15 protein-coding genes are annotated in these 18,091 nt (G+C 46.5%); 9 read left to right on the top strand and 6 right to left on the bottom strand.

Annotation, left to right across the window (positions count from 1 at the left end):
* Window positions 1–43: 43 nt before the first annotated feature.
* The 3 genes from prc to msrC form a co-directional block, all read right to left on the bottom strand.
* Window positions 44–2,047, bottom strand: coding sequence for a carboxy terminal-processing peptidase (prc, locus tag EA26_RS07620; RefSeq protein WP_039426364.1), 2,004 nt, complete (start codon window positions 2,045–2,047; stop codon window positions 44–46).
* 17 nt (window positions 2,048–2,064) lie between these two features.
* Complete coding sequence (gene proQ / locus EA26_RS07615) at window positions 2,065–2,691, bottom strand: RNA chaperone ProQ (RefSeq protein WP_039426361.1); 627 nt, start codon at window positions 2,689–2,691, stop codon at window positions 2,065–2,067.
* 99 nt (window positions 2,692–2,790) lie between these two features.
* On the bottom strand, window positions 2,791–3,264 hold the full coding sequence (msrC, locus tag EA26_RS07610; protein WP_039426358.1) for a free L-methionine (R)-S-oxide reductase MsrC: 474 nt from the start codon (window positions 3,262–3,264) through the stop codon (window positions 2,791–2,793).
* A gap of 131 nt (window positions 3,265–3,395) precedes the next feature.
* On the opposite strand from msrC, the gene EA26_RS07605 reads away from it, so the two are divergent.
* The 4 genes from EA26_RS07605 (at window position 3,396) to rsmF (ending at window position 10,679) form a co-directional block, all read left to right on the top strand.
* On the top strand, window positions 3,396–5,192 hold the full coding sequence (locus EA26_RS07605) for an ABC transporter ATP-binding protein (protein WP_039426355.1): 1,797 nt from the start codon (window positions 3,396–3,398) through the stop codon (window positions 5,190–5,192).
* Between the two features lie 45 nt (window positions 5,193–5,237).
* The gene (locus tag EA26_RS07600; protein ID WP_039426352.1) at window positions 5,238–6,509 is read left to right on the top strand and encodes a paraquat-inducible protein A; all 1,272 of its coding nucleotides are present in this window, start codon (window positions 5,238–5,240) and stop codon (window positions 6,507–6,509) included.
* Complete coding sequence (locus tag EA26_RS07595) at window positions 6,493–9,147, top strand: MlaD family protein (RefSeq protein ID WP_039426350.1); 2,655 nt, start codon at window positions 6,493–6,495, stop codon at window positions 9,145–9,147. Before EA26_RS07600 ends, EA26_RS07595 begins: the two co-directional genes overlap by 17 nt.
* Before the next feature lie 110 nt (window positions 9,148–9,257).
* Window positions 9,258–10,679, top strand: coding sequence for a 16S rRNA (cytosine(1407)-C(5))-methyltransferase RsmF (rsmF, locus tag EA26_RS07590; RefSeq protein WP_039428864.1), 1,422 nt, complete (start codon window positions 9,258–9,260; stop codon window positions 10,677–10,679).
* A gap of 228 nt (window positions 10,680–10,907) precedes the next feature.
* Here the strand turns inward: rsmF and EA26_RS07585 are convergent, their stop codons facing one another.
* On the bottom strand, window positions 10,908–11,744 hold the full coding sequence (locus EA26_RS07585) for a CvfB family protein (protein ID WP_039426348.1): 837 nt from the start codon (window positions 11,742–11,744) through the stop codon (window positions 10,908–10,910).
* Window positions 11,745–11,841: 97 nt separating this feature from the next.
* Here EA26_RS07585 and EA26_RS07580 point away from each other — a divergent pair, with 97 nt between their 5' ends.
* The 3 genes from EA26_RS07580 (at window position 11,842) to EA26_RS07570 (ending at window position 14,705) form a co-directional block, all read left to right on the top strand.
* Window positions 11,842–13,197 carry a hypothetical protein gene (locus tag EA26_RS07580; protein WP_039426346.1) on the top strand — a complete coding sequence of 452 codons (1,356 nt, stop codon included), beginning with the start codon at window positions 11,842–11,844 and terminating at the stop codon, window positions 13,195–13,197.
* 184 nt (window positions 13,198–13,381) lie between these two features.
* Window positions 13,382–14,119, top strand: coding sequence for a hypothetical protein (locus EA26_RS22165; protein ID WP_039426345.1), 738 nt, complete (start codon window positions 13,382–13,384; stop codon window positions 14,117–14,119).
* Window positions 14,040–14,705: a hypothetical protein gene (locus EA26_RS07570; RefSeq protein ID WP_039426342.1), complete on the top strand. Its 666-nt coding sequence runs from the start codon at window positions 14,040–14,042 to the stop codon at window positions 14,703–14,705. Before EA26_RS22165 ends, EA26_RS07570 begins: the two co-directional genes overlap by 80 nt.
* Before the next feature lie 42 nt (window positions 14,706–14,747).
* On the opposite strand, the gene EA26_RS07565 is transcribed toward EA26_RS07570, so the two are convergent.
* On the bottom strand, window positions 14,748–15,224 hold the full coding sequence (locus EA26_RS07565) for a PaaI family thioesterase (protein WP_039426339.1): 477 nt from the start codon (window positions 15,222–15,224) through the stop codon (window positions 14,748–14,750).
* Window positions 15,225–15,363: 139 nt separating this feature from the next.
* Window positions 15,364–16,161 carry a putative PEP-binding protein gene (locus tag EA26_RS07560; RefSeq protein WP_039426336.1) on the bottom strand — a complete coding sequence of 266 codons (798 nt, stop codon included), beginning with the start codon at window positions 16,159–16,161 and terminating at the stop codon, window positions 15,364–15,366.
* A 293-nt stretch (window positions 16,162–16,454) separates the two neighbouring features.
* Between EA26_RS07560 and EA26_RS07555 the strand changes: the two genes are divergently transcribed.
* Together EA26_RS07555 and EA26_RS07550 are read left to right on the top strand one after the other, a co-directional pair.
* The gene (locus EA26_RS07555) at window positions 16,455–17,507 is read left to right on the top strand and encodes a 3-deoxy-7-phosphoheptulonate synthase (RefSeq protein WP_039426333.1); all 1,053 of its coding nucleotides are present in this window, start codon (window positions 16,455–16,457) and stop codon (window positions 17,505–17,507) included.
* A 25-nt stretch (window positions 17,508–17,532) separates the two neighbouring features.
* Window positions 17,533–18,015 carry a YajQ family cyclic di-GMP-binding protein gene (locus EA26_RS07550; protein ID WP_039426331.1) on the top strand — a complete coding sequence of 161 codons (483 nt, stop codon included), beginning with the start codon at window positions 17,533–17,535 and terminating at the stop codon, window positions 18,013–18,015.
* Window positions 18,016–18,091 lie beyond the last annotated feature (76 nt).

Below are 18,091 nucleotides of genomic sequence, written 5' to 3'. Positions count from 1 at the left end.
TGGAATGATGAAGAAACGAGCCTAGTTAGGCTCGCTTGAAGGTTTAAGATTTTGCCATCTTAAGCATGTCGACCATAATCGAGACCGATTCATCTAAGTAGGCATCGGGATATTCGTAGTCTTTTGGCACATCATCAAGATTGTCAAAAGGCTTTTTCCCTTCGAGAAGCTGACGCTGATTAATGCGATCAAGTCGAGTTTTTTCAGCACTTTCAGATTCTTGCTTACGCACTTTTTCGTTTAAGGACAACTTGTTGTCATCTTTTTCCGCTTTGTACTTGGCAATATCTTCAGCGATGAATTTAAACTCAAGCTGGTTGGCAATTCTCGCATCGTGCTTTAACTTTAATGCATTGACCAATTCAGCATTACGCTGTAACACCGTATAGTCTGCTTTCTCAATGCTATCCCAAGGCAACGCATTATCTTCAACGCTCTCGCCTGTCTCTTCAGGGTCAACCGCGGTTGGATAGGCGATATCTGGCACAACCCCTTTATTTTGCGTGCTCCCGCCGTCGATACGATAGAATTTTTGGATCGTATACTGAACATAGCCGAGCTCTTTGTCGAACAAATCATAAATATGATTCAAAGAGCGATGTTGTTGTACCGTACCTTTGCCAAACGAGTTTTCACCCAGAATAATGGCTCTACCGTAATCTTGCAGCGCAGCCGCAAAAATTTCCGATGCGGATGCACTGTAGCGATTGACCAATACCGTCATTGGACCCGCATAGCTGATTTCTCCGTCGGTATCCGCATTGACTTTCACTCGGCCGTAGCTGTCACGAACTTGCACTACCGGGCCTTTCTCAATGAAAAGACCCGTCAATGCCGTCGCCTCTGTAAGCGCTCCACCACCGTTATTTCGCAAATCAACGATGATGCCGTCGACGCCTTGAGACTTAAGGTCAGTTAACAACTTGTCGGTATCTTTAGACAGACCAACATAAAAACTCGGCACTTCCAGAACACCGATTTTTTTGCCGTCTTTTTCGATTGTCTTCGCTTTTACCGCTCTGTCTTCTAGGCGAATCTTATCTCGAACAATTGTGACCACGTAACTCTTTGCATCGTTACCATCAGGCAAAACTTGCAGATTCACTTTCGTTCCTTTCGGACCTTTGATCAACTGCACAACGTCATCGAGACGCCAGCCAATGATATCGACAATCTCTTCGCCATCTTGACCGACACCGATGATTCGATCACCTTCGCCAAGCTGTTTACTCTTTGATGCAGGTCCACCAGCCACCAGTGAGCGAATCACCGTATAATCGTCAGTCATTTGCAGCACGGCACCGATCCCTTCCAGAGACAGATTCATTTCCGATTGGAATTGCTCTGCGTTACGCGGTGACAAATAGCTGGTGTGTGGATCGACTTCACGAGCAAACGCATTCATGTACAATTGGAAAACGTCTTCGTTACGCGTCTGCGTAATGCGCTTCATCGCGTTGTTATAACGTTTTTCCAAAACCTCTTTGATCTCTGGCCACTCTTTACCGGTTAATTTCAGGTTAAGCGCATCATATTTAACGCGTTTGCGCCAAAGCTCATCGAGTTCCGCTTTATCTTTTGGCCAAGCAGACTTAGCTCGATCCAGTTCAATAAAGTCATCGTTATCAAATGTAATTTCCTTATCTAACAGCTTGAGTGCAAATGAGAAACGCTCAAAACGCTTCTTCATCGACAAGTTGTAGACGTCAAAGGCTATCTGATTTTCGCCAGCTTTAAGCTGATCATCAAGCTGAGTTGACCAAGTGGCGAAGGCATCGATATCAGCTTGTGTGAAAATGTTCTTGTTGTAATCGAGCAGCTCAATATAGCGAGTAAAAATCGCTTTAGAGAAGTCATCGTTTAGATTGAAATGTTTATAGTGAGAGCGGGTGAATCTGGAAGTCACTCGCTTGCTCGCGGTTTCATGCTGAATTTCAGGAGCAAGAACAGGAAGATCTTTGATGGATAATTTGGCTTCGAGAGCCTGAGCTGATGCTGCCAGCCAAAGGCTAGCAGCGATCAAGGTCAATTTTGAACGGCATTTCATGCGTAGGAGTGTCTCCTTTATGCGCGCAAGTGCTCCGCTTTGACAACCATTTGTAGGCCGTTAGCTAGTTGAACACGCACATCATCCTTGTTGATTTCTACGATTGTCGCAGCCATGTTGCCTTTGCCCATATTGACGTTGACTGTCTTGCCGACAATATATTCATCGGCATTCAGCGCACGCGTTTCAACCGGCTTCTCTGCTGGTTTCTGGGCTTGTGGCTTGTTGGCACGACGTTGTTGTGGTGCTTTTTTTGCCTTAGGCTTATCAGCCTTGCTTTCTTCACGAGCTTTCTGCGCTTGTTCTTTGCGACGAGCTTGAACTTTCGCTTTGCTTTCAGCCAGAGTGGCCTTAGCGTGCTCTACATGTTCTTCTTCCAGAACACCACAGGCATTACCATCAAGGTCAACACGTGTTGCGCCCGCTTTAACGCCATGTAAATAGCGCCAAGATGAAGTGTACTGTCTTAACGCTGCACGAAGCTGAGTTTTGCTCACTTTCTCATCGTCGCTCAGACGATCCGCAAGATCTTGAAAAATACCGATTTTAAGTGGCTTTGCTTCACCTTCTAGAGTAAAGCAATTAGGGAAACATTCAGCAATATATGCAATAACTTCTTTGCTGTTTTTTAACTTTTCAGTCATGAGTTGTCCTGGTTAGAGCGGCCTGTCCGCGAGCATTAAGATAAAAATATCCTCGTATTATAGTGACCTGCGAACGAAAAACCACTCTCGTTACCGAATTTATGCTTTGTTCGCGTGGGAATTAAGCAGCTTTTCTACTTCCGCCATAAAAAATGTGAGTCCAGCTTCATCTATTTCACTGAATCGGCCAACACTTGGGCTATCAATATCTAAAACGCCAGCCAAGGTACCGTTAATAGAAAATGGCAGTACAATCTCCGAATTGCTCGCAGCATCACACGCAATATGCCCTTCGAACTGGTGCACGTCATGGATACGCTGCACGGTGTTGGTTGCCGCTGCTGTGCCACAAACCCCTTTACCCATAGGAATACGCACACAAGCTGGTTTGCCTTGGAATGGCCCTAGAACCAGTTGTTCTTCTTTATAGAGATAAAAGCCAACCCAGTTCAGATCTTCAAGCTCCATAGAGAGCAAGGCACTGATGTTTGATAGATTGGCAATCAAATCGTGTTCAGATTCGATCAAGGCCACGGCTTGTTTAGTCAAGGTTTGGTATTGTTCAATAGTCATATCAACTTCCGATTTTACTGCAAACGCACGGCATGACTACGCTGTGCGGGTGTTTCTGAATTTACTTGGGATTCCCATCGAGAACGGCTAGAATGCTCGCTCGAACATAAATAGGACTTATTCTCATTATAATGATTTCCTCATCTGACACTATTAGCCGTTCCTGGTTGATAACACAAGTAAAAAAACATAAGTCAAAGCTTCTGTTTGCCAATTTCATTGCTGTCATCGCCACTTTGCTCAGCGTGCCTATTCCTCTCTTGATGCCGTTAATGGTCGATGAAGTACTCATGGACCAACCGGGTAAAGGTTTAGAGTTAATGAATGGTGTTTTACCTCAAGCTTGGCAAACTCCGACTGGCTATATCTTCTTTACCCTATTTTTGGTCGTGTTGATGCGCGCATTGAGTCAAGCGTTCAACATTCTTCAAAGCCGTCAATTTACTCTGGTTTCTAAAACCATCACCTACCTGATGCGGGCCAAAATGATCGACAAGCTTGGCAGGATCAGCATTCGACAATACGAGACAAGAGGCAGCGGCGGAATCAATGCCCACTTGATCACTGACATCGAAACCATCGACCAGTTCATCGGCAGCACGCTAGCAAAATTTGTCATTAGCCTGCTAACAGTTATAGGCACAGCCGTCGTCTTGCTGTGGTTGGAATGGCGGCTAGGCCTGTTTATTTTGCTTGTGAATCCGATCGTTATCTACTTCTCCCGTAAGCTTGGCAGCAAGGTCAAGCATCTTAAGCGACATGAGAATCAAGCGTTCGAACAGTTCCAAAGCCGCTTAGTGGAAACTCTCGATGGGATTTACCAGTTACGAGCGGCCAACAAAGAACGTGAATTTTTGCAAGAGTTGAAACAGCAAGCCGATCAGGTGCGCATCAATGCCGACAAGTACGCCTGGCAGTCGGAAGCCGCTGGACGTGTCTCCTTTTTGCTGTTTTTGATCGGTTTCGAACTCTTTCGCGCCGTCGCTATGTTAATGGTGCTGTTTAGCGATTTAACCATTGGCCAGATTTTTGCCGTGTTTGGCTATTTGTGGTTTATGTTGACCCCCGTACAAGAACTGCTCAGCATTCAGTTTTCTTGGTATAGCGCCAAGGCGGCACTGACCCGTATCAACGCTCTTCTTGAACTGGAAGAAGAACATAGGCCGATTTCGAAAGTAAATCCTTTCTTAAACGAAGGCGAAGTGGAAGTAAAAGTAGAGCAGGTAAATTTTGCTTACAATAGCGATAATCAGGTGCTCAACAATCTGTCTTTAACTATTCCCGCTGGAAAAAAAGTCGCTTTAGTCGGCGCAAGTGGCGGCGGAAAATCAACCTTGATCCAACTTTTGATTGGGATCTATCGAGCCAGTAGTGGTCGGATTCTGTACAACGGAGAAACCACGGAAGACATTGGATTTGAGATTATCCGCAATCAGATAGCTGTTGTTTTACAACAACCTATACTATTTAATGACAGCTTACGGCATAATCTCACCTTAGGTGGTGCTTACGAAGAGAATGCACTGTGGCATGCGCTCGAAGTTGCTCAGCTGCAAGATGTCATCGCCCAGCTTACTGATGGACTTGAAACGCAAGTTGGACGCAACGGTATTCGGTTGTCCGGCGGACAACGCCAGCGCCTAGCCATTGCACGCATGGTGCTGAGCAATCCTAAGTTTGTTATTCTGGATGAGGCGACCTCTGCGCTCGATACCGCAACGGAAGCTGCGCTGCATAAAGCGTTGAATGAATTTCTTCGAGGACGTACCACACTGATTGTTGCCCATCGGCTATCAGCAGTGAAACAGGCGGATATCATCTATGTTTTGGAAGATGGACAGGTTACGCAATCAGGAACCCATTTGGAGCTGGTTGAACAAGACGGGTTATATCAAACACTCTATGGCAGTGTACAATCCCACGCCTGATACTTTTTTATTGACACGTGCACCTTTCCACGTTGAGAGGTCATTATGACCTCTCAATCACCCAACTCAGCCACTCAGCATCGCACGGAAATTACGCAAGTACGCCTATGTCAGGGTTGTGAGCTGCCTGTCGATGTGATTTCGGTTGCTTCCGGCAAAAGCGCCTATTGCCCTCGCTGTGGCACGCAGCTTTACCGCGGTGGTCGACCAAGCCTCTCGGGTAATTTGGCGATTGCCATCACCTGCCTGATGCTGTTTATTCCTTCGCACTTTTTTGACTTTATTAGTATTCGTCTGTTTGGTGTGATGATCCCGGCCACCCTACCCTCAGGAGTGTGGGCGCTGATGGGGGAAGGATACGTTGCACTGTCACTTTTAATTTTCTTTTGTAGCTCTCTTGCCCCGTTTCTGGTGTGCAGTGCTGTGGTACTTGCGCATCTTGCCCTCAAACGAGGCTGGTTTCATCTGCTCAAATATTCGCTTGCTACCGCGCAGACATTAAAGCATTGGATGATGCTGGATGTCTTTCTCGTCAGCATCGCCGTCTCCTGCTTTAAGCTGCAAGACTATTCTGATATTTTTGTGGGCCCTGGGCTTATTGGGTTGTTATTACTGCAGCTTTTTAGCGTGCTACTCATTACACGCGTTAGTGTGCGGCGTTATTGGGAAACTTGGCATGCTGAGCACCGCTACCAATTAGAAGAAAAGCACGTCCACTGTCACAACTGTCATATGTCTCAACCCGAAGCCGAGCGCTGTATCCGTTGTGACAGTCCGTTGCATCATCGGAAACCTTATTCTTTGCAAAAAACTTGGGCGTTTTTAATTGCCGCGACGATTGCCATTTTCCCTGCAAACTTGATCCCGATTTCGATTCTGATCACCAACGGGCAAAGATTGCAAGACACCATTTTCTCCGGCGTCGCCTCGCTGATTAAAAATGGCATGCATGGCATTGCTGCCATCATATTCATCGCCAGTATTGTTGTGCCCGTGGCCAAAATCCTCGGCTTGGCTTATATCCTGATTTGCATTCACATTAAGCGATCTGTGTATCATCGACAGCGAATGATCATTTACTTTGTGGTGAAGTGGATTGGAAAATGGTCCGTATTGGACCTGTTTGTTATCTCAATTATGATGACCTTAGTGGATCGAGGTCGGATTTTAGATTTTACCCCCGGATATGGTGCGGTCGCTTTTGGTTTAGTGGTCGTTTTTACCATGTTGGCCGCAGAGAGTATCGACCCTCGTCTGATTTGGGACGATTACTCGCAAGCAAAAAAAGATGAGTCTGTGCATGAACACACCTACTAGTTCACAAAATTCTTACACCCCTGACGTGCGTAAAAACCGCGGGATTTCTCCCCTGTGGATACTGCCAATCCTGACCATGTTATTAGCTGGCTGGCTCGTTGCCAAAGCGATTCATGATGCCGGTCAGCGTGTGCAGATCTATTTCTCCGATGCACAAGGACTCATTGCAGGTCGCACCACGATTCGTTATCAAGGTCTTGAAGTTGGCATGGTGCGAGATATTAATCTTTCTGAAGATCTTTCGAATATCTACGTCGATGCGGACATCTATCCAGAAGCGACCAAACTGCTCAATCAAAACACCCGGTTTTGGTTGGTTAAACCCACCGCAAGTCTTTCCGGCATTTCTGGGTTGGATGCTTTGGTCTCCGGCAACTACATTGCGATCCAACCGGGTGAATCCAGTGAAGCAGAAACTGTTTTTCACGCGTTAGAGAAAGCGCCAACCGACCTTTTGGCCAATCAAGGTTTAACTCTGAAACTCAAAGCCAAAGATCTGGGTGGCGTCTCAATCGGTTCTAAGATTTTCTATAAAAAGATACCGATCGGTGAAGTGTACAGCTATCAATTGGATGAAGATGGCAAGTCGGTAACCATCCACGCCAGCATTAACGATGAGTATCGACACATCATTAACGACCAAAGCCGCTTTTGGAACGTCAGTGGGATCGGAGCCAGCATCGGTTTTGAAGGTGTGGATGTGCGCTTGGAAAATATGACCGCTCTGCTCGGCGGTGCGATTGCGGTCGATTCCCCCGACGATGGTGAACCTGTGGAGGAGAATAGCGAATTTCGTCTTTACCGCGATCTCAAAACCGCTGGGCGAGGTATTTCTGTCACCATTACGTTACCGGACGACCACAACGTGAGTCCAAACGGCGCGCCAATTATGTATCGCGGGATTGAAGTCGGACAAATCACCGACCTATCGCTTTCAGAAGGACGCGAAGTGATTGTCGCATCTGCGGCGGTTCAACCTGCGTTCAATGATCTGCTCACCAGTGGCAGTAAGTTTATCCTTGAAGAGGCAAAAGTCTCGCTCTCAGGCGTTGAGAATATTGGCAACTTAGTGCGCGGCAATTTTCTCACTTTGATACCCGGCGACGGAGAGCGAACTCGTCGCTTCAATGCCATTCGTAAAACCGAATACAATCAAGAGCAAGCTAAGTCGATTGCCATCCGCCTGTTATCAGACAACTCGTTTGGCTTAGATGTCGGTGCGAATCTGCTCTACAAAGGGATTGTTGTCGGTTCGGTGATCAAAGTTGGGCTGCTTGACGAAGGCTTAGGGCGTAAGCAGCATGAAGTCTACTTTGACGTACTGATTGACAACCAATATGCCCATTTGATTCGCTCGCAAAACCGCTTTTTTGTCACTGGAAGTGCCAGTGCGGAGCTGACTGAATCAGGCTTAAATATCTCCGTTCCACCAGCGAAGCAGCTTTTAACTGGGTCGATAAGCTTTGTGAGCGAGGGTAAGGAGAAAATTAGCCCTTCGTATCAATTACATCAAAGCCGCTCACTGGCCGAGCTGGCAAAGTACAATCAGAGTGGATCTCAAACTCTGACGCTGTTTTCGTCTGAGTTGCCGCCAATTTCCAAAGGGAGCCCCCTGCTCTATCGTAATCTGCCCGTCGGAAGCGTCTCTGACTTTCAGCTTGCTGAAGGCGGTGTAACGGTCGAGGTCAGCATTGAAAATCGCTACAAACATTTGATTACCGAGCAAACCGTATTTTGGAATCGCTCCGGAGTAGAAATAGAAGCCAGCCTTGCTGGTGTTGCAATCAAAGCCTCTCCCTTAAAAACCTTAATTCAAGGCGGGATCGCTTTTGATTCTATTCCCGGCATAGAAAACAAAATTGCCGAGAAGTGGAAACTCTACCCAGATCAAAATGAAGCTCGCACATTCGGCCGTATCATCTCGCTCACCACTAATGGGCAACAAACCATCAGCAAAGGCATGCCCATTCAGTACCAAGGAGTCAAAGTGGGTGAAGTTACTCTTGTCGTGCCCGATTTTAGAAGCGGCACGGTGAGCGCCTCAGCGCGCATCTACCCTGAGTATGTCAGCCATATTGCGGTTGAAGGCAGCCATTTCTGGCTAGCCCAACCGTCCTTAGGTATTGGTGGCATAGATAATTTTGACGCACTGCTGGCGAAATACATCCATGTCCTGCCGGGCCAAGGTCAAGCTCAATACCGTTTCAAGCTAGAAAGCGATGCCCCAAATTCTCGCGGAGTCGTTTTCACCTTACAAAGTGAGCAACGCGGCTCGATAAAAGTCGGCACGCCAATCCTTTACCGCCAGATGGAAATCGGCCAAGTGACCTCCGTTGAACTTGGAGAGTTTGCCGATCGCGTGATTTCCACCATCAAAATTGACGCGCAATACGCGTATTTGGTGCGACAAAACAGCGTTTTCTGGAATGCATCCGGAGTCGATGTGTCCATTGGCTTGTCTGGGGCCAGCATTAAGGCAGGAACCTTAGACAGCGTCGTGCGTGGTGGTATCGCATTTGCCACCCCACAACAAAAGCAGCTCGCGCCCCCAGCAAAAAGTGGCCAGCCATTTTTCCTCAATGACAAACCGGAAGAAGATTGGCTCAATTGGCGAACGCCGATACCTAAACCTGAATAAGTTGAGTATTAATCTCTTTCAAATGCAGCCAAATGGCTGCATTTTTCTTATTTTGTCGCTGAACTAATTCGTTTATCATGCCAAGCAAATTTAGCCCTTGGACCATCGCTGTGCATTCTAACGTCTACCTTCCAGACGCGTTTCTGGAAAAAATCGAATCCATCCTCCCTGCTGACTTAAACATGAAGGACTTTATCGCTTACTGTCAGCAGCCATTGCGTAAAAGCATCCGCGTTAATACCTTAAAAATTTCAGTCGACGCTTTTTTACAACGCGCCAAAGAAAAAGATTGGCAACTCGCCCCTATCCCTTGGTGTGAAAGCGGATTCTGGATCGTCGCCGACGAGAGTGATGTTCCTCTTGGCAACAGCGCGGAACACATGGCCGGCCTGTTCTACATACAAGAAGCAAGCTCTATGTTGCCAGTCAGCGCACTGTTTATGCATCAGGAAAACTACGCCAGTGTCCTCGACACGGCCGCCTCACCAGGCTCTAAAACCACTCAAATGGCGGCACTGATGAACAATCAAGGTATTTTGGTCGCCAATGAATATTCCGCCAGTCGCGTAAAAGTGCTGCACGCCAACATTGAACGCTGCGGAGTGCGAAATGCCGCGTTGAGCAACTTTGATGGTCGCGTGTTTGGCGGATGGCTGCCAGAGAGCTTTGATGCCGTGCTGCTGGATGCGCCTTGCTCTGGTGAAGGTACGGTGCGTAAAGATGAAGATGCAATGAAAAACTGGTCACAAGCCTCGGTGGTAGAAATCGCAGCGACACAGCGCGATTTAATCGAAAGTGCCTTTCAAGCACTAAAACCCGGTGGCGTGATGGTTTACTCAACCTGCACCCTCAGCACAGAAGAAAATCAACAAGTTTGTCATCATCTGAAGAACACCTTTGGTTCCGCCGTCGAGTTTGAAAGCCTGAGTTCTCTTTTCGACGGTGCCGAGAAAGCACTGACCGAAGAAGGCTTTCTGCATGTCTTCCCGCAGGTTTATGACAGTGAAGGTTTTTTCGTCGCCAGAATTCGTAAACACCACAGTGTCGAAGTACCATCCGTGCATAAAAAGCTGGGCAAGTTTCCATTTACCAAGGCGAGCAAAAAAGAACACGCGACGATAGAAAAAGCGCTCAGCGACGATCTCGGCATCGCTCTTCCTTCAGATAGCACTATCTGGCTACGTGAGCGAGATGTTTGGTTGTTTCCTGATGCGCTTGAAGCGATGCTGGGCGAACTACGCTTTTCTCGGATGGGGATAAAATTGGCGGAAACCCACAAACACGGCTTCCGCTGGCAACATCAAGTCGCTACCTCATTAGCGACAGGCAGTGAAAAATCAGTGTTCGATCTCAATACAGAGCAAGCACGGGAGTGGTTTATGGGACGAGATATCTACCCTGAAAATTACAACGGGAAAGGAGAAGTGATTGTTCGATACAGCGATGCAGTGATCGGCCTAGGTAAATGGGTTTCTAATCGAATTAAAAATGGCTTACCGCGCGAACTGGTCCGCGATGGCAACTTATTCTGACTTTTCTCATTGATGTTTTTAGGCTGATTCCAGAATCAGCCTTTTGTCGTCAATTTGGCTAGCAGCATGCACACCCTGTACTACACTTTTAATTAATGCAGTGTTCTTGTGAAATGACATTCCCTTCATGTCAGTATCCAACCAAAGACCTCTGTGTTTAGCGCAGGCTCCCTGAGAGCCATTTCCCCTGGGCCCAAAAATGGAACTTTTTGGGCCTTTTTTTGTAACTTATTTCACTAAACGAATGCCATCAGGCTCGATCGTAATTACGCCGCTCTTGTATAAGCCGCCAATGGTTTTCTTAAACGTCCCTTTGCTGGTACGAAACGCAGCGAAGATCTCTTCCGGCGAAGACTTGTCGTTCAAGGCCAAAAAGCCGCCTTTTTTCTGCAGCAGTTGCACCACTTTCTCTGACAAATCATCCATTTTGGCCACACCCACTTTTTGCAAAGCGAGATCAATCTTGCCATCTTCACGAATGCTTTTTACAAAACCTTTGAGCTTTTTGCCAATGAACAGTTTTCCAAACACATCCGATGGGAAAATCATGCCCCAATGGGCGCCATTAACAATCGCCTTGTACCCCAGTTGGCTGCGCTCTGCAATGATCAGCTCAACCTCTTGGTTTTGGGAATAATTGGCGGGTGTTTTATCCAGTAACTTGTTGAATTTCGTCGTACCAACAATGCGACCAGACGCTTTGTCTGAATAGACATACACCAAGATGCTTTGCCCTGCACTTAAGCGACCACGCTGTTCACTATAAGGAACCAGCAGATCCTTCTCTTTGATGCCCCAGTTGACAAAAGCGCCAGTGCTATTCACGCCTTCCACTTTCATCAAGCCCCACTCACCCACCTGAGCAATTGGCGTCTCCGTGGTTGCAGCAAGGTGATTATCAGAATCAAAATAGAGAAACACGTCCAGTTTGTCGCCGACTTGACACTCTTGCGGCGCATGTCGATTTGGCAACATCACGCTGCCATACTCATCCCCATCGAGGAAAACACCAAATTCGGTGCGTTTTATTACTTCTAAGTTGTTAATTTGACCAACTTTAATCATTGAATACATCTCACGGCAAATTTGCAGAGATTATACGTTATCTCTGCTATTCTTGCGCAAGTCCCGATACAATTAATTTTCCACAAAGGGTTTTTCGTTGATTTCTGTAGATAAGCAAGATTCCATCACCTTAAAAATCAGCCACATCATGGGCGCGAGTAAAAAACTGGATCTTGATCTCTATCTCTTCGTTCCGGGTGAACTGGGCCTAACGCCTGAAGTGCTATCCGAATCAGAGTTTTACTACACCTCTATGGGGCAAACGCGTTCCTATTTCAGTGATGAAATTCTATTACCTCTCGTTCATAGCCGCCTTGCGAAGCGGGGGCGATTATCGAACACGCAATATCGGGTCAGCTTAAGTCTGTTTGCCTATCAGTACGTTGTGGCGCTCGATAAAGCAGTGGCCAAACTCAACGACAGATCAGGTGACAGCGTCACGGAAGATCAGGTAGACCAAGTCATCGAACTGTCGATTGATATTCTCAAGCGCCTACGTCGTTCGATTCCCTATGAAGAAGTGCTAAAACGCTATTACGTGAATATCGATAATTATCTCTCTTGGTACACCGAGCAGAAGTTTTTGTCTTTGGTTGCACATCTGCCACGTGAGGGAGATTACTCGACGATTAAACAACGTTTGATCACCTTATGCGAAAAAGAGCAAGCGCACCGCAAACTGAACAAGTACAACTCACCCAATGTGGTGGAAGACACCACCCGCATGACCAACAAAATGCGTTTGCTGCGACGCTTAATCGAACACCCGATTGTATTGACAGAGAAAACCATTTCGCTAGGCAAAAATATTAAACGCATGATCAAAGGGATTGCGACCGGATTAGTGATGGTATTTGTCACCACCACGGTTATAACTGCGCGCGATTACCTTGGCGAAATTTCGGCTTCATTTATTGTCGCCATGTCCGTCATTTATGCTCTGCGGGAGATCTTCAAAGACGATCTGCGCGATATGATGTGGCGCTGGATCCGTAAAGGCAAACCGAAATGGCGTCGTCAGTACATCGACCCGACCACAGGCAAGCAAGTTGGACAAAAGCTCGAGTGGTTTGACTACACCGTTTTTGCCAAACTGCCTGACAGAATTCAAGCCATTCGCAAGAAGCGCGTTGTGCAGCGTGAAGAACAGATTTTGCATTATCATGCACAAACAGAGATGAGCACATCGAAGTTTCTCAGCGGCTATGAGCAGACTCGGGAAACCTTGAGCATCAGCTTAAGGCCATTTACTCGTTTGATGGATAAAGGCACCAACCGTATTTATCGTCTTAACGAAGGACAAGTCAGTCGCGAATCGATAGAAAAACGCCATCTGTTCAACTTGATCATCAAAGAAAGCGGCCAACAAGGAGAGCCCGTTTACTACCGCTGGAAAATCATCATGAACCGCTCAAAAATCGTTGCTATCGAGAAAATCGAACCCGTTGAATGACAAATGGAACTCTGCTTTGCCCATTTCATTCCCAACAGTGCTAAGCTTGTCGTTCTGGTGATATACAAGAGCCAATCAGCCGTTTTCTGGCACTTTGTCGCCACAGAACATTCTTACGCTACAATAAAGCACATAGCTGGCTTACAATAGCGGGCAAATTCGTTGGAAGTAGAGAACTATCAAAGTGAGCTCAAAACACACCTATTTAGCTTGGCAAATCATCACCGCGAGCCCAGCAGAAAAACTTGTCCTACTTATGCTCGCTGACAATTCGGATTCTACTGGCTATGTCACCATCAATCTTGAGGAAATGGGGCCGCTGTGCTGTTTATCGACCTTTGGCCTTGCTGAATGCCTTCGCTCCTTGTCGCAGCAAAACCTTGTTGAGAAAGTTAAAGTCGAGTACCGGCAAGGGGCAGAGTTACATATCTTCAAAGTGCTGCTGAGTTCGGTACAAGCAGAGCAATCTGCAACTGCAACTGCAACTGCAACTGCAACTGCAACACAGACTCAATTCCCTAACTTGCCGATGCAAGCTTTGCAAACTCGGAATCAGACTTTAAATCAGCCACCTCTAGGAAATACGATTTCCACACACGACCTAGATGAGACCGAGATCCCGATGTGGGCTGAGCGTGCTTTTAAGTTTTCCGGCCTAGTGAGCGAACATGTTTTAGTATGGAAAAAGTTTGTACTTTGGCACAAATCCAAAGCCAGTGAACTGTTAACCATTGCCCGACTTGAAAACAAACTTCAATATTGGCTAATAAATGAGAAACTCAATGAAAGACAGCAAACGAAAACCTCAGAACATTCAGGAGATAGAAACCAAACTTCGGCAAATGGGTATAAACCAAAGCTTAGCCCATCTGAGCGATTCAGGCAGCAGCTCATTCAGCGAGGAAAAAAGCCAACGTTTTGACAATGCCATTACCGAAGAGAGCGACAATGAGCCTTCAGACTGGTGCCTGCACGTATTTGGCTCTTTTCTAAGTGTTTATGAAACACAATGGGAGTACCAATATGGCAGTTTGCCAACGGGGAAGTTCATTGTCTTTGCAGAATCAATCGACCCAAATGGCCTAAATCGAGTCTTAAAACATTGCCACGAGCGCATCCAACTGGGCAACAGTTGGCCTCCTCAAATGGGGGAGCTTTGGGTATTGCGCGATGCTTTAACCAGTGAAGAGCTGTTAGATAGTCGCCTACGTGTTCTTTCCAGAAAGCCCGAAAACAAGTTAGAAAAATGGCTAATTCAAAACAAACTTTATGACTTAAGCCGTGTTGCCGAAAACAAGCTCGATGCATTATTTAAGAAGTATTATCTTGAAGCAAAACGCCTTGAAGAACGAGGCGAGCTTAAAACAGAGCTGGTTGAATATGCTCTTCCTAGTCATTCGGTGAAAAACCTCAACGACTTACAAAGAGAAGAATATGAAACACGCCATGGCAAGGCTCTGAATCCGCGTATCCAAAAAATTATCGATGAGAAAAAGTTAAAATCTTAGCAATGGTGTGGCGGAAATTAAGCATGTTCCGCCACTGACTCATCAGGAACACTTTTTGATGGAGAGTGTTAGATCAAATTGTGCCATCGGTTCGCTCCCATGCAAAGTGGGACATAAGGCGGTGATACGCACATCCTGATTGACTCGCTCACCCGTTTCCAGCGTTTGTTGCAGCATGCGGTCAATCACGTCTCCATCGTGACAGACAAAATGCACGTCTGCCTCTGGGCGTTTGAGAAATTCCGCTTTCACGCCTTTGAAAGCCAGCGAAATTTTTTCCCCTTGATTACTCGCTTTGCTCATAGCAAGGAAACCACCCGCCACGTCCGCACCAACCGCCAACGCACCAAAATACATACTGTTTAGATGATTTTTAGTTCGCTTACGTAACGGGATTTTGACCTCCACCATTTTTTCATTAATGGCGATGATTTTCGGCCGACAGAGCCAGATCAACGGTACTTTAGTAAAACCGAACATGTTCAGATAGAGATTGGCTTTTTGAATTGGGCTGAGCATCGACATTCTTCCATGAAAACTAGTCAGACCAGTTTGTGCAATCACACCCACAATGTCAAAGAGTTGTTAACAAAAAAGAGAGCCAGATTAACAACTCATGACTCCCTCCCTTGGTATTTGCCCGCGTACCAGACAATGTTTAGAAGTGGAATAACTCGACGGAGTCCATATCAAGCAACGCTTGTTGTAAACGCGGCAATTTATCCAGATTCGACAAAAGAATTAAAGCGGGCTTATTAACAGTGGCTGCGGATTTTACCGATTTTTGCACCAGTTCCAGTACCGCATCATTTTGCGCATCGTAAGCATGTAGATGTGATGGATTGCTTTGGTCGACTGCCAGAGTGAACTGAGCCAAATTCTCAATATTGACCGCCAACCCATCAAAATAGTGCAGCAGTTTATCGCTCAGCAGTGCGGCAGAGGGAGTATCAATACTAAAAATAACTTTCAACCCCTGTAACCCACGCGGCAAGCCTTGTTCGGCAAGTAAGTCGATGATGGTCGCTGCGTCCGCTAAGGTACGTACAAAAGGGACGACGACCTCAACGTCCACACCTTGAGCACGTAACTGCTTGATTGCATCGCACTCTGTCGCAAAAATAGGTTTATAATTTGCATCGCAAAAACGCGACACACCGCGAGCTCCCATCAAAGGGTTGGCTTCCATAGCATCCGCTTGAACCACGCCTAACGAGGCATATTCTGGCAAGGTTAAGTCACTTAAACTCACTCTGACACTCTGCGGCCCTTCGGTTTCATCTGCCAATCTAGATTGTAGCCAGGAAACCCATTCATTGGCTGACAAGTTCTGACTGCGATACCAAGCCGAAGTGGAAAAATAGATACGCTTTGAACCCTTTTTTTCTGGCGATTGCGGCAAAACAAAATTCAAACTCAGTGCGGGATGAATGCTTCCCTGAACAAAATGCTCCATGACGACTCCAATTGTGTAATTATGTCACCGACGATACCGAGCTTAAAAATAAGTTTCAAGTATATTTATTCATATTTTTGACATATTAAATCACCCATTGGCTATACAAAGAGGTAGAAGACATTCGTTCCCTATCTGGCTGGAATCAAAAGTGAATCCACTTACCCGCTATCCCCTTCACTTGTTTACAGTTTACAACGCAATTAGATTGATAAGTTTATGGCCAAATGGTTTATTCCTTGGTGCAATTCCGTTATCTTTACCGCTTCGCAATAAAAGAACAAAGCTATCACATGCCACTAAAAACCGATGAATTGAGAACCCAACCTTTGGGTCCAATGCCTACCCCTGCGGAGCTGAGCAGTGCACATCCCATCACTGATGATGTGGCAGAACGAATCGCTCAATCACGTAGACAAATTGAAGATATTTTGACAGGAAAAGACAACCGTCTTCTGGTGATTGTCGGCCCTTGTTCGGTGCACGATACCGACGCAGCGATCGACTACGCTACACGTCTAAGCCAAATTCAGGGTCAATATCGCAACGAACTATTCATTGTGATGCGTACCTACTTCGAAAAACCTCGTACCGTAGTTGGCTGGAAGGGGCTGATCACCGACCCTAACTTAGACGGCTCTTACGCCCTAGAAGCCGGCCTTCACAAGGCAAGAAAACTGCTGTTGGATATCAACAAACTTGGCTTGGCGACGGCAACCGAGTTTCTTGACATGATCACTGGTCAATACATCGCAGACCTCATCACTTGGGGCGCTATTGGGGCAAGAACCACAGAGTCTCAAATCCATCGAGAAATGGCTTCGGCCCTCTCCTGTCCTGTTGGATTTAAGAATGGCACAAACGGTAACGTGAAAATCGCGATAGATGCTATTCGCGCTTCAAAGGCCTCTCACTACTTCTACTCGCCTGACAAAAATGGTCGCATGACCGTCTACCGAACCAGCGGTAACCCATTTGGGCACATTATCTTACGTGGCGGCGACACTGGGGCAAACTTCGATGCACAGTCGGTAGAAAATGCGTGTAAAGCGCTGGCCGAATTTGATTTGCCTCAGCGCCTCATCGTTGACTTTAGCCACGCCAACTGCGAGAAGCAGCACCGTAAACAGCTCGATGTCGCGAAAGACATTTGTGCTCAAATTCGCGCGGGCAGCACTTACGTGGCAGGTATTATGGCTGAAAGCTTTATTGAAGAAGGCAACCAGCCAATGACAGATTTGAACAATCTGCATTACGGCCAATCCATTACTGACCCATGTTTAGGCTGGGCAGATACCGAACAGATGCTGGAGCTTTTAGCTCAAGCGGTAAAAGAAAGCAGATAAGATTGTAAATTAAGGATCGTAAACCATGTCGTCATTTGACATTGTTTCTGAAATCGACATCGTTGAATTGCGTAATGCAGTGGATAACTCAAACCGTGAGCTTTCTACTCGTTTTGATTTTCGCAACGTAAAAGCCAGTTTTGAGCTGGTTGAGGAAACGGTGAAAGTTTCCGCTGAAGGTGATTTTCAGCTCAAACAGATGCGCGACATTTTGCGTGGACATCTTGCCAAACGTGGGGTTGACGCCAATTCGATGGATGCCAAACAAGCCGAACAAACTGGCAAGAACTGGCATCAGGACATTGTGTTTCTGCAAGGTATTGACACTCCAATGGCGAAAAAGATCGTTAAACTGATCAAAGATTCCAAGATGAAAGTTCAGGCGTCAATTCAAGGCGACAAAGTTCGTGTGACGGGTAAAAAGCGGGACGACCTGCAAGAAGCGATTGCCGCAATTCGTGCCGCAGAGCTGGGACAACCTTTCCAGTTCAATAACTTTCGCGACTAAATACGCACTGAGTAAGCAAAGCTCAATCGCATCTCGCTGCTAGGGACCGATAAAAAGCCTCTCAAGAGGCTTTTTG

The organism is Vibrio navarrensis (genome assembly GCF_000764325.1).
In the GTDB taxonomy this organism is placed as follows: Bacteria; Pseudomonadota; Gammaproteobacteria; order Enterobacterales; family Vibrionaceae; genus Vibrio; species Vibrio navarrensis.
Note: the sequence above shows the minus strand (reverse complement) of the source record. Positions and strands in the feature narration are given on the sequence as shown.

What these genes read in the sequence shown, in the direction of transcription:
- prc (WP_039426364.1), bottom strand. Translation starts at nt 2,047, where the DNA reads ATGAAATGCCGTTCAAAATTGACCTTGATCGCTGCTAGCCTTTGGCTG.
- proQ (WP_039426361.1), bottom strand. Translation starts at nt 2,691, where the DNA reads ATGACTGAAAAGTTAAAAAACAGCAAAGAAGTTATTGCATATATTGCT.
- msrC (WP_039426358.1), bottom strand. Translation starts at nt 3,264, where the DNA reads ATGACTATTGAACAATACCAAACCTTGACTAAACAAGCCGTGGCCTTG.
- EA26_RS07605 (WP_039426355.1), top strand. Translation starts at nt 3,396, where the DNA reads ATGATTTCCTCATCTGACACTATTAGCCGTTCCTGGTTGATAACACAA.
- EA26_RS07600 (WP_039426352.1), top strand. Translation starts at nt 5,238, where the DNA reads ATGACCTCTCAATCACCCAACTCAGCCACTCAGCATCGCACGGAAATT.
- EA26_RS07595 (WP_039426350.1), top strand. Translation starts at nt 6,493, where the DNA reads ATGAACACACCTACTAGTTCACAAAATTCTTACACCCCTGACGTGCGT.
- EA26_RS07585 (WP_039426348.1), bottom strand. Translation starts at nt 11,744, where the DNA reads ATGATTAAAGTTGGTCAAATTAACAACTTAGAAGTAATAAAACGCACC.
- EA26_RS07570 (WP_039426342.1), top strand. Translation starts at nt 14,040, where the DNA reads ATGGGTATAAACCAAAGCTTAGCCCATCTGAGCGATTCAGGCAGCAGC.
- EA26_RS07565 (WP_039426339.1), bottom strand. Translation starts at nt 15,224, where the DNA reads ATGCTCAGCCCAATTCAAAAAGCCAATCTCTATCTGAACATGTTCGGT.
- EA26_RS07560 (WP_039426336.1), bottom strand. Translation starts at nt 16,161, where the DNA reads ATGGAGCATTTTGTTCAGGGAAGCATTCATCCCGCACTGAGTTTGAAT.
- EA26_RS07555 (WP_039426333.1), top strand. Translation starts at nt 16,455, where the DNA reads ATGCCACTAAAAACCGATGAATTGAGAACCCAACCTTTGGGTCCAATG.
- EA26_RS07550 (WP_039426331.1), top strand. Translation starts at nt 17,533, where the DNA reads ATGTCGTCATTTGACATTGTTTCTGAAATCGACATCGTTGAATTGCGT.